Below are 12,097 nucleotides of genomic sequence, written 5' to 3' on the forward strand. Positions count from 1 at the left end.
TTGTGTACATTCAGGAAAAAATAGGCTTTTCACCTTGACGAACAGGAAATGGGCAGAATATAATAAAACCATCATATGAACAGTTGATCATATATAATCGTGAGGTGAAAGGCCATGGAAGCAAGCTCATCCTTAGTCAAACGAAAAGTTCTTTTAAAAGGATTGGATTGTGCCAACTGTGCACTGAAGATTGAAGACGGCGTAAAGAAGATCGACGGTATTTCTTCCTGCTCTGTAAATTACGTGAATCAGTCATTAACGATGGAGTTCGAACCTGCCCGTGAAGCGGAAATTATGGATTCGGCCCGGAAGAAAGTGAAGTTACTTGAACCGGGTATTTCATTTATCAGCCAGATTAAACCCTCTGTACAAAGAAACGCGGACCATCACGGTAAAGAAGAGAACAGCGACACAGATCAGCATGAGCATAATCATGGCAGCAGCCACTCTCAACATGCTCATCAGCACGGAGAGGGCAAGGCTGAACATGATCACGATCACTCTCATGCCGAGGTTGACGGTCACGGCCACAGCCATGACCACGGTGCCGGCGGCGTCCGGACAATGGTCATTCGCCTGATTGCTGGCTCTGCCGTTGGCGCTGCAGCTATGCTGCTAAATCTCAACCCGACGGCGGAGCTGCTCCTGTTCCTTGTATCTTACCTTATTGTAGGCGGAGACATCGTCCTGAGAGCGCTCAGAAATATTATCCGGGGAAAAGTGTTCGACGAGCATTTTCTTATGTCCATAGCTACCATAGGCGCATTTGCAATCGGTGAATATCCTGAAGGTGTCGCGGTTATGCTGTTCTACCAGGTAGGAGAGCTGTTCCAGAGCATCGCCGTAAACCGCTCACGCAAATCCATCAGCTCCTTGCTCGATCTGCGGCCGGATTATGCCAATGTGAAGACCGGTGATGAAATCAAGCGGGTTAATCCCGAGGAGGTCAGAATCGGTGACCTGATTATTGTCCGGCCGGGTGAACGTGTGCCGCTGGATGGGTTTGTGCTGGAAGGCAGCTCGGCGATGGATACTTCAGCGCTGACAGGGGAATCGATGCCGCGTGAAGTAGCCGCAGGCGATGATGTCCTGAGCGGCTTTATCAACAAAAATGGAGTGCTGACGATAGAGGTAGCCAAAACCTTTGGAGACTCTACAGTCGCCAAGATTCTGGACCTGGTCGAAAATGCCAGCAGCAAAAAAGCGGAGACCGAGAAATTCATCACCAGATTTGCCCGTTATTACACTCCGGTTGTTGTCATCGTTGCTTTGCTTCTGGCTGTACTTCCGCCGCTGTTGTTCAGCGGTGAGACCTTCGCGGATTGGGTCTACCGAGCACTGGTCTTCCTGGTTATCTCATGCCCTTGTGCTTTGGTAATATCGATCCCGCTCGGATTCTTCGGCGGTATCGGGGCAGCTTCCAAGAACGGCGTGCTCGTCAAAGGAAGTAACTACTTAGAAGGGCTTAATGATGTTAAGTATGTGGTTTTTGACAAAACGGGTACATTAACAAAAGGCTCCTTTAAGGTGAATTCCATTGTAACTGCCGGGGAATGGACTAAAGACGATGTCCTGCAGTACGCAGCTTACGCGGAAATTCACTCCTCACATCCTATCGCACAGTCGATCAGAGAGGCTTACGGTGTTGCGCTGGATGAGCGCCGGATTTCGGATTACAACGAAATATCGGGCCACGGCATACAGGTTACCTTCGAAGGCCGCTCTGTTCTTGCAGGTAATGCCAAGCTAATGCTGGCAGAAGGAATCTCCTTCTCCAATCCGTCAGAAATCGGGACCCTTGTTCACCTTGCAATCGACAAACAGTATGCCGGCTACATTGTAATTGCGGATGAGGTGAAAGAGGATTCGGCCGCTGCCATCCGTTCACTCAAGCAGCTTGGTGTGAAGAAGGTCGTAATGCTGACCGGAGATAACAAAGCGGTGGGTGAAGAGATCGGCCGCAGACTGGGCGTTGATGAAGTCCATGCCGAGCTGCTGCCGCAGCACAAGGTAGAAGAGCTGGAGAAGCTGGATGCTGCGAAATCACCTAAAGAAAAGATCATTTTTGTCGGCGACGGCATCAACGATACACCGGTTTTGGCCAGAGCAGACATCGGTGTCGCTATGGGCGGGCTAGGCTCAGACGCTGCCATTGAAGCAGCAGACATTGTGATTATGACAGATGAACCCTCCAAGCTGTCCTCCGCTATTCAAATTGCCAAACGAACACGTGCCATTGTCTGGCAGAATATTGTGTTCGCCTTGCTTGTTAAAGGCATGTTCCTGCTGTTAGGGGCCTTCGGCATAGCTACCATGTGGGAGGCTGTAATTGCCGATGTGGGTGTAAGCGTGATTGCGGTTCTTAATGCAATGCGTGTGCTGAAAACAAAACCTGTCCTAGCCGAATAAGGCCACCGGATATCCCTGATTTATATCTCTTACCCTTCAACCCTTTCACTTTCTCTGAGGAATGTGGAAGGGTTTTTTGTATAATAGAAATCAGATAATGAACCTGATGAAAAATATTCAAGCAGAAAGGAATACCGAAATGTCTTTACAAACTCTGTGGCCTGCTAGTTTGCTCGGCTTAGTACTCCTGAGCGGGTGTACATACGCCCACAATGAGCCGTTACCGGAGACGGCAGATGCCTATTATGTTGCTGCGGGCGGGGATGATAGTAACCCCGGTACTATTGATTCCCCTTGGAAGACGCTTCAGCATGCTGCCGACAGTGCAGTGCCCGGGAGTTACATCTACATTCGCGGTGGTATATACCACCAGAAGCTATATATCACAAATGGGGGAACGGAGTCAGCCGGACCTGTCGTTTTCTCGGGTTATCCCGGCGAAACAGCCGTTCTGGACGGAGAAGGTCTGTCTGTTGACGGACTGGAGGGACTCGCTGAAATCGATCATGCCAGCTATGTGACGATTCAGGACCTGGAAATCCGCAACTACCAAACGGCGGCACAAGACGAAGTTCCCGCCGGTATTTATGTGCACGGGTCAGGACAAACCATCTCGCTGCTTAATAACCGGATTCACTCCATAGCTAATACAGCCACGCCAGCAGGCAAGGAGCTTTCCGGCAGAGATGCCCATGGCATTGCTGTGTATGGGACAGAAGCAGATGAAACACTCAGTAATCTGAAGATTGACGGCAATGAAGTATATGATCTGGTGCTCGGTTCAAGCGAGGCGCTGGTGGTGAACGGCAACGTGGACTCTTTTGAGATAACGAACAACAGAGTTCATGACACTGACAACATCGGGATCGACATTATCGGGTATGAGGGAACGGCAGGAGACCAGGCTGTGGATCAGGCTCGTAACGGAACGGTTAGCGGAAATGTGGTGTATGGGATATCGTCCAATAATAATCCGTCATATGGGACTTCTCTTCCTAATGATAACTACTCCGCAGGGGGAATTTACATAGACGGGGGCAGAACGATCCTGGTTGAGCAGAACCGCCTGTACGATAATGATATTGGGATTGAGCTTGCATCCGAGCATAAGGGAAGGCTGACCAGTGATATAACTGTCCGGGATAATGTTGTCTACCGCAACCGGCTGACCGGCATTGCCATGGGCGGTTATGACGAAGAGCGTGGAGGCACGAGCGACAGCACTGTGGTGTCTAACACCCTGTATCAGAATGATCTGCTGGGCGGCGGCAATGGTCAGCTGTACCTGCAGGCTAACTTAAGCCGTAATATTATTACCGGTAATATCATCGTGGCCGGCGATACCGGTGTTCTAATTAGCAATGATTATACGAGTAATAAAGATAATACGGTTGATAGTAATCTTTATTATGCAGGAACAGAAGCGGACGAAGCTGTCTGGGTGTGGAACAAGAGGGAGTATAACGGCTTCAGTGCCTATCAGCGCGGAACGGGAAATGACCTGAGCTCACAGTTTGCCGATCCGCAGTTCAAGGATGTAAGCCGTGACGATTTCCGGCTGGAACCGGATTCGCCGGCATTGAAATGAAATCATTTGCAAATCGCTGATGTTCTGGCTATAATTCATTGATTGCAATTAAACGAAATTATTGAAGGAGTTGTACATGAATGAGTTCATCCCAATTTAAAGAAACCCCGCATATTAAGCCAAACGGAGCAGAAATTGCAGAGACCATTTTGCTGCCTGGAGATCCGCTCCGCGCAAAATTCATTGCTGAAACCTATCTGGAGAATCCGGTACAGTTCAACGAAGTACGGGGAATGCTCGGATATACCGGCACCTATAAAGGCAAGAAAATCTCTGTCATGGGTACAGGGATGGGCGTTCCGAGCATTGGTATTTATTCATGGGAGTTAATCAACGTATTCGGTGTAAAGAACTTAATCCGTATCGGCTCAGCCGGTGCGTTACAGGACAACCTGAATCTGTATGATATCGTCTTAGGGATCGGAGCTTCGACCAACTCGAATTACGCTTCCCAGTTCAATCTGCCGGGCCAATATGCCGTTACCGCTTCCTATGAATTGCTGGAAAAGGCCAAGAAAACAGCTGATGCCCAAGGGCAGAAGGTTCATATCGGTAACATCCTTACCAGTGACACTTTCTATAATGCGGACAAGTCTGCAGCAGCTAAGTGGAAGGATATGGGCGTCCTGTGTATCGAGATGGAAGCAGCAGCGCTGTATCTGAATGCAGCTCAAGCAGGTGTTAACGCCCTGTGCATCCTGACGATCAGTGACCACATTTTCCGGGCTGAGGAGACTACCTCTGAAGAACGCCAGACCTCCTTCACTAAAATGATGGAAATTGCTTTAGAGCTGGCTTAATTCCAGCTTGTGCCTGATTTCCCGCAATCTCTTCGATTGCGGGATTTTTTGTATGCAAAAAAAGCTAACCGGCTGTTCATGGCATGATATTCATATAATCGCAGGATTTTATTATTGAAGAGAGACAAGCCTGAATCTAATATAGAATGGTAACCCCATATATTAATATATTTGTTATTTGATTAATAAAAGGAGCGTTTAAATGTGCATGAATTATTGTATGGCGTAGCTTATTATGACGAGTACATGCCTTATGAACGGCTGGATGAGGATATCCGGATGATGAAGGCTGCCGGCATTAATCTGGTCCGGATAGCGGAGTCCACCTGGAGCACACATGAGCCCCAGAACGGTGTATTTGATTTTACCAGCGTAGACCGGGTACTGGATGCGATGCACAAGGCTGGAATTCATGTCATTATCGGAACACCGACCTATGCCGTGCCTACGTGGATGGTCAAGGAGCATCCTGAGGTGCTTGCTGAAACCTCCCGCGGACCCGGCCGTTACGGTGCACGTCAAATTATGGACATCACCAGTCCTGCATACCTCTTCTATTCGGAGCGCATCATCCGCCGGTTAATCAGCCGCGTCAGTAAGCATCCGGCTGTAATCGGCTATCAGGTCGATAATGAAACGAAGCATTACGGAACCTGCGGCCATAATGTACAGCTCAAATTCGTAAAATATATCAAAGACAAGTTCGGAACACCCGAACGGTTGAACGATGAGTTCGGACTCAGCTACTGGAGCAACCGGATCAACAGCTGGGAGGACTTCCCGTCCGTCGTGGGCACAATTAACGGCAGCCTCGGTGCAGAGTTTGCCAGGTTCCAGAGGCAGCTGGTTACTGATTTTCTGGCCTGGCAGGTTTCAATTGTGAATGAGTACAAGCAGGCTAACCAGTTTGTCACCCACAATTTCGATTTTTCCTGGAAAGGTCATTCCTTCGGTGTACAGCCGGATGTCGATCATTTTGCAGCTGCTGCGGCACTGGATATTGCCGGAGTGGATATTTACCATCCTTCGCGCGACGAGCTGACCGGTAAGGAAATTTCGTTCGGCGGAGACTTAACGCGTTCGCTTAAGCAGAGTAACTACTTCGTGCTTGAGACACAGGCGCAGGCCTTTCCGGAATGGACTCCCTACCCGGGACAGCTAAGGCTGCAGGCATTCAGCCATCTGGCATCTGGAGCGAATATGGTTGAATACTGGCACTGGCACTCCATTCACAATTCGATCGAGACCTATTGGAAGGGCTTGCTCAGCCACGACCTGGATACCAATCCAACCTATGAGGAAGCAATGAGCATCGGCCAGGATTTTGCCCGGCTGTCACCTGAATTAATCAGTCTCCAGATTACGAATGAAGCCGCAATTCTCGTAAGCAATGAAGCGTTGACCTCATTAGAATGGTTTAAACTTCCCGGTGGCCAGACTGACTACAACGTTATTGTCCGCTTGCTGTATGACCGGCTGTATGAGATGAATATCGGCTGTGATCTGGTGCACCCCGGTTCGGCGGACGATTTGGACCGGTACAAGCTGATTGTCGTCCCGGCTCTCTATGCAGCATCGGATGAGCTTCTGGAACGGTTGAACCGTTACGTGGACAATGGGGGCCATGTCGTTTATACCTTCAAAAGCGGGTTCGCCAACGAGCACATTCAAGTCAGAAACACAGTCCAGCCAGGTATAATCGGACAGGCGTGCGGCATTAAGTACAGCCAGTTTGTTACGCCAAGTGCAGTCAAGCTGAAGGATGATCCTTTTGGTGCCGGCGAAGAATATAATACTGTAAATACATGGATGGAGTTAATCACTCCGACTACTGCTAACGTTTTGGCCTGGTACGAGCATCCGCACTGGGGGGCATATGCTGCTATAACGGAGAACCGCTATGGTAAAGGGGTTGCCACTTATATCGGGTGTCTGACAACTCCGGAGGTTACAGGCAAGGTATTGGAACGGGCTTGCAGGGAGGCGGGACTATGGGGCCAGGATCAGCAAATCCGTTTCCCGCTGATTGTTAAGTCAGGGAAGAACCTGGCAGGACAGACGATCCGGTACTATTTCAACTATTCCGCAGGCAAACACTCATTCAGCTATCCGCACGGCAACGGCCTTGAACTAGTCAGCAGCCAGCCTATAGCATCAGGAGAAACCATTCTGCTTGAAGCATGGGGCTTTATTATTGTCTTAGAATAATGATCTCTAACGGGTAAACATCAGAAAGGCTATGCTCCCAGCGAAAGCGGAAGCATAGCCTTTATTGTACTGTTACAGCTTTCTTGCCTTCATTACAAACGTTACAGGCAGCACATTTGCTTTTTTGGCAAAGTCGCTGCTGTCGCCCTGAGCCTGCAGTAAATCATCATCTGACTCCTCGACCATCTGTTCGATTACAAATCCTGCTTTGGCGAGTGCATTTACGTAAGTAGACATTTTGCGGTCAGATAAGGATAATGTGTTGCCACCAAGCTCGACAGAATACCAGGATTCATCGAAATAGCTCTTTTTGAATACAAGCATGTCCTTTTCGGCTGCAACACATTTATGTATCGGGTGGGACCAGCTGAAGAGGAATACACCGTCTTTTTTCAGATAAGAAGCGATCCGGGCAAAAGTCCCCTCAAGATCAGTGGTCCAGCCAATAGCGTAAACGGAATAAACGATGTCAAAATAATCCTCAGGCAGGCCGCACTTGTCCTCCATAGGCGCACAGATCAATTCTGCTGACAAACCATGCGACTCCAGGAGCTGCCGGGTTTTGCCGATCTGGTTCTCTGATATATCCGTACCCCACAGCTCAGCTGCCTGGCGTTCACCGAGATACTGGAGGGACTGTCCGCTTCCGCAGCCGATCTCCAGAATCTTTTTACCGCTAACATCACCAAGAAGCCGGTGATTTTCTTCCGAGACAAAAGCGCCGTATAAGGGAAGGGCGGTTGCTCCTAAAACCTCGTTTCCTTTTGTATCCCAGAATAAGCTGTTTGTCTGGTGTATAACGTCCTTATCCATCTCTACAGTTACTGCGACACCAGCCTCGCCGCCGCCTATAATATTTGCCCTGAAATTAGCTTGTTTGCTCATACATAGCCTCCTCACAATAGTATACCTTTCCAGTATATAGAATTCTGATCCAGGAGGTTATGACATTAAGACTCATTTATCAGGCGCAGTGATGTTCCTTTCGCCCCAGGCTACGATTGACTGAATAAGCGGAACTAATTCCCGGCCGGACGGAGTAAGGGAGTATTCCACCCGCGGAGGGATTTCATTGTATTGCTGCCGGTGTACAATTCCGTTATCAATGAGGTCTTTAAGACAGTTTGTCAGTGTCGTACCTGTAATTCCGCTCAGCCTTCTTTTTAATTCGTTGTACCGTATATTTTCTTCCTCACTCAAACAAGCGAGGATGGGCAGATTCCACTTGCCGCCAATCACCTGAAAGGCAAAGGTTGCCGGACAGAGCTGGTCCATACTCATCTCATATTTCATTGTAGATCCTCCAATAGTATATATTTTATACTAGGTATTATTAATAATAGTACTTGTTAAAAATTTTATACAAAATATAATCATACTATAGAAAAGATAGTAAATCATATTCATTAAAATGTAAATGAAGGGTGGATGCAGTAATGAGTGATTCCAATATGATGTGCGACCTTGAGACCGGTATGTGCGGCGTTGCCGGTGAGGATACGATGCAGGTGGTTGATCTGAATGAAATCAAGAAAAAAATAACGCTCTATTATGTTACCGATCCGATTTGTTCCCATTGCTGGGCGTTAGAGCCTGTACTGAACCGCTTTATACAGGAATACGGCCATTATTTTGATGTAACAACTGTTATGGGCGGACTGCTGCCGAGCTGGAAAGGCTTTTCAGATGGAGGGAACGGTATCCACAAGCCTGTAGATGTTGCCGAGCACTGGAGAGAAGTGGGCGAGCATTCCCGCATGCCTATAGACGGTTCACTGTGGCACACCAATCCGATTCTTTCGTCATTCCCGCCTTCCAGAGTGTTTAAAGTTATACAGGATAAGCACACAGGCAGAGCGGAGGAATATCTGAGAAGCGCGCGGGAGGCGGTATTCGTATCCAATCTGAACATCGGTGAAGAGGAAGTGCTGATATCTATCGTTGACAGGCTGGGGCTGGACGGCAGACGTATCGTAGAAGAAGCTGCGCTTGATTCCGCACAGGAGCTGCTGGATGCGGATTTTCAGCTGGCAGCCCGTTTGGGAGTGCGGGGATTTCCATCCCTGATCATGGTGAATGAAGAGAATAAAGGGGTAAAGGTTGCCGGAGCAAGGCCGCTGGCTACTTATATAGAGGCTCTGCAGCAAATTACAGCACAAGAGATTACGCCCAAAGAGAAGCCGCATCTCTCACAGCTGATAAAGGACGGACACAAGCTTTTCTCAAAAGAGATTGAGGAGATGTACGGGCTTGCCGAAGATAAAGTGGAGGCATTTATTGACTCAGAATTACCTGCCGATGCTTACCGGGTCCAGCACATCATGAATGAATTGTATGTTGAGAAAATAGGTTAATGGAGATAAACCGGAATATGCAAGGCAACAGGTTTAATGACCTGTTGCCTTTTTTTATTAATCATTCACTTCTTTATATTCGTTCCCAGTACACCCGCAATAATAAGCAGAGCTCCAATGATGTGATAACCGCTGACCGGCTCATGCAGAATCCAGGCACCGCCGGCAATAGACACCAGTGTGGACAGGTTGCTGAATACGCTCATTTGAGAGGCTTCCAAATGGGTTAGCGCAAAGCTGGATAAGAGGGTCGTGAGCATAGTGGACGCAATTGCCAAGTAGGCCAGTGCCAGGATATAGGTTCCATTGCTCAAGGGCTGCACATATGCATCCAGCGTTCCGCTGTATGCATGCCGGATGAGTGCAGCAGCATTAAAGGAAATACAGCCGGTCATTAAGGTAACCCAGGTAAGCTCAAGCGGCTTGTATTTCCGGGTTAAGGGACGGGCCAGCACGCCATAACCGGCGAAAGAAAGAACCGAGAGCAGAAGCAGCAGGCTGCCTTTGATGCTAATGGAGGACGTAGAGACTAGCCCGCCCTTCATCGCAAAAATAAAAACAACTCCGGAGACAGAGAGCAGCATAAACAGCTTTTGAGCCAATGTCGTCCGTTCCTTCAGGAATATGGAGGCGAGAACCAGCGTGAATACCGGAACCAGTGCCTGGATTATACCGGCTTCTGAGGAATTAGAGGTGACAAGTCCAAAGGTCTGGAAGGCAAAGAACAGGACAGGGGACAGCAGGCCTAGCGGAAGAATCCGCCATATATCCTTTGCAGACAGCCGGATACGCACCAAGCCTAATAAAATGGGGATGCTGACAACGATTAGTGAAAGAGTAAAACGGTGAGCGAGGACATCCAGCGGATGGGTGATCGCCAACGTCATTTTAGCGAACATGAACGATAAACCGATAATCATGGCGTATAAAAGAGCTGCGCCGTAAGCATATGTTTTTACTGTCAAGTGTTTCATGATGTTTCCTCCATCCTGTTGTCTGTGAACATGGATTCAATATACACGCTGACATTTCGTGTTACAATCTAGAAAAACACGAATTGTACCGGTACAGTTGAGGAGGAACCGATATGAAAAAATTTGAAATCATTGCCCGTTCGCTGGAGCAATGGATGCAGGAGCAGACAGCGCTGCTCAGCCAGAACAGCCGGGAGGTGAAAGGCTTTAAGCTCCCGGCTGTCCGGACGCTGGCTAAACAGTATGAATGCAGTATCAGCACGGTTTTACGTGCCTATGAATGGCTCGAACAGCGGCATCTGGTGTACGTTGTTCCACAGTCCGGATACTATACAGTTCCTGCCGGCGGTTTGCCGGCGGAGGCGCAGTGGGAAGGCCCGCTCGATTTCACTTCGGCCGCGCCTGATCCGCGTGTGTTCCCCTATGCGGATTTCCGGCACTGTGTGGATCAGGCGATGAAGCAGAAGCAGGCTGAGCTGTTTCTCTACGGTACCGACCGCGGCTTACCCTCACTTATCGACTTGCTCCGAAAACAATTTGCGGATTATCAGGTGTTTGCCAAGAAAGAGCAGCTATTTATCACATCCGGTGTACAGCAGTCACTTGCCGTGCTGGCGCTGATGCCTTTTCCGAACGGTAAGCAGCAGGTATTGCTGGAGTTACCCGGCTATCACAACATGCCTCCGCTGTTAAAGGGGCTTCATGTGCCTTATGCCGGGGTACACAGAACAACAGAAGGCCTGGATTGGGACGGGCTGGAACGCAGCTTCAGGGAGGACAACATCAAATTTTTCTATGTAATGCCGCGCTTTCATAATCCCCTGGGAACCTCACTGTCAGCCCATGACAAGAAGCGGCTGATTCAGCTTGCTCATAAATATGATGTCTATCTCGTGGAGGATGATTATCTGGCTGATTTGGAAAGCGATTCGAAACAGGACCCGCTTTGGTCAGAAGATACGGAAGGCCGGGTCATTTATCTGAAAAGCTATTCCAAAATCCTCTTTCCCGGACTGCGTCTCGGCGTAGCTGTGCTGCCGCATTCACTCGTACCCTTGTTCGGCGCGCACAAAAGAATGCTCGATATCGACACTTCACTGTTATCACAGGCTGCTCTTGAAATCTATATCCGCAGCGGCATGTTTGCCCACCACGGCAAAGTGATCCGCAGCCGGTACGCCGAGCGTATGCGTAAGGTGCATGAACAGCTGGATGCATTTGCCGACCTGGCTCCGTTCGCTCGCGCACCGCGTACCGGAGGAGAACACACGGTGCTCCCTTTGCCTGACCGCCTGCCTGTGAGCGTATTGGTCTCCCGGCTTACGAAGCGCGGTGTCCTGGCAGACACAACCGAGCGCTATTATCCGCAAGAATACCCCTGGCAGGATAAGATGCTGCGGCTTAACATTTCCAATGTGCCAAGCCTGCGGGTCGCAGAGGGCATGAACATCATCCGGGAGGAAATACTGAAGCTGGCTGGTCCAAACGAGCGTCACCCGCAAGCTTAGTACGATTTATGGATAAAATACCTATAGTCATATAAAGATGTGAATCCCAGGAAGCGAGATAGCATCCGTAGCACGTTATGGCTAATCAAACAATAGCTCGAATGGGTAGTTTCGGTGTAATTCACTGAGTTGTAAAAAAGAGTTGATGCTTTCATGAACGTTTAAAGGCAAAGAGGTGACCGGAACCGTTTTAGTTAAAGATAAAGATATAATAATTTAAAATAACCAAAAGCTTATATAAGGAGGCACTAACGCA

General features: G+C 48.9%; 9 protein-coding genes. 6 read left to right on the top strand and 3 right to left on the bottom strand.

Translation table 11 applies throughout. The annotated features are described in order from the left end of the window. Positions 1–114: 114 nt before the first annotated feature. The 4 genes from R70331_RS15485 to R70331_RS15500 all read left to right on the top strand — a co-directional run bounded on the left by R70331_RS15485 (position 115) and on the right by R70331_RS15500 (position 7,005). Positions 115–2,409, top strand: a complete 2,295-nt coding sequence (locus R70331_RS15485; RefSeq protein WP_042176983.1) for a heavy metal translocating P-type ATPase — start codon at positions 115–117, stop codon at positions 2,407–2,409. A 139-nt stretch (positions 2,410–2,548) separates the two neighbouring features. Continuing rightward, the gene (locus R70331_RS15490; RefSeq protein WP_052419298.1) at positions 2,549–3,997 is read left to right on the top strand and encodes a right-handed parallel beta-helix repeat-containing protein; all 1,449 of its coding nucleotides are present in this window, start codon (positions 2,549–2,551) and stop codon (positions 3,995–3,997) included. A gap of 80 nt (positions 3,998–4,077) precedes the next feature. After that, the gene (gene deoD / locus R70331_RS15495; protein WP_042176986.1) at positions 4,078–4,797 is read left to right on the top strand and encodes a purine-nucleoside phosphorylase; all 720 of its coding nucleotides are present in this window, start codon (positions 4,078–4,080) and stop codon (positions 4,795–4,797) included. A 204-nt stretch (positions 4,798–5,001) separates the two neighbouring features. Then, complete coding sequence (locus tag R70331_RS15500) at positions 5,002–7,005, top strand: beta-galactosidase (RefSeq protein ID WP_042176988.1); 2,004 nt, start codon at positions 5,002–5,004, stop codon at positions 7,003–7,005. 72 nt (positions 7,006–7,077) lie between these two features. Here the strand turns inward: R70331_RS15500 and R70331_RS15505 are convergent, their stop codons facing one another. Together R70331_RS15505 and R70331_RS15510 are read right to left on the bottom strand one after the other, a co-directional pair. Next, on the bottom strand, positions 7,078–7,890 hold the full coding sequence (locus R70331_RS15505) for a class I SAM-dependent methyltransferase (RefSeq protein WP_042176991.1): 813 nt from the start codon (positions 7,888–7,890) through the stop codon (positions 7,078–7,080). A 72-nt stretch (positions 7,891–7,962) separates the two neighbouring features. Then, a complete protein-coding gene (locus tag R70331_RS15510) occupies positions 7,963–8,298 on the bottom strand; it encodes a winged helix-turn-helix transcriptional regulator (RefSeq protein ID WP_042176993.1) in 336 nt (111 codons plus the stop codon). A gap of 143 nt (positions 8,299–8,441) precedes the next feature. Between R70331_RS15510 and R70331_RS15515 the strand changes: the two genes are divergently transcribed. After that, the gene (locus tag R70331_RS15515; protein ID WP_042176995.1) at positions 8,442–9,359 is read left to right on the top strand and encodes a DsbA family oxidoreductase; all 918 of its coding nucleotides are present in this window, start codon (positions 8,442–8,444) and stop codon (positions 9,357–9,359) included. A gap of 65 nt (positions 9,360–9,424) precedes the next feature. Here R70331_RS15515 and R70331_RS15520 read toward each other — a convergent pair whose 3' ends face one another. After that, a complete protein-coding gene (locus R70331_RS15520; RefSeq protein WP_042176998.1) occupies positions 9,425–10,333 on the bottom strand; it encodes a DMT family transporter in 909 nt (302 codons plus the stop codon). Positions 10,334–10,446: 113 nt separating this feature from the next. Here R70331_RS15520 and R70331_RS15525 point away from each other — a divergent pair, with 113 nt between their 5' ends. Continuing rightward, positions 10,447–11,841: an aminotransferase-like domain-containing protein gene (locus R70331_RS15525; RefSeq protein WP_042177001.1), complete on the top strand. Its 1,395-nt coding sequence runs from the start codon at positions 10,447–10,449 to the stop codon at positions 11,839–11,841. Positions 11,842–12,097: the final 256 nt, after the last annotated feature.

It is taken from the genome of Paenibacillus sp. FSL R7-0331, from assembly GCF_000758645.1.
Lineage (GTDB): Bacteria > Bacillota > Bacilli > Paenibacillales > Paenibacillaceae > Paenibacillus_AQ > Paenibacillus_AQ camerounensis.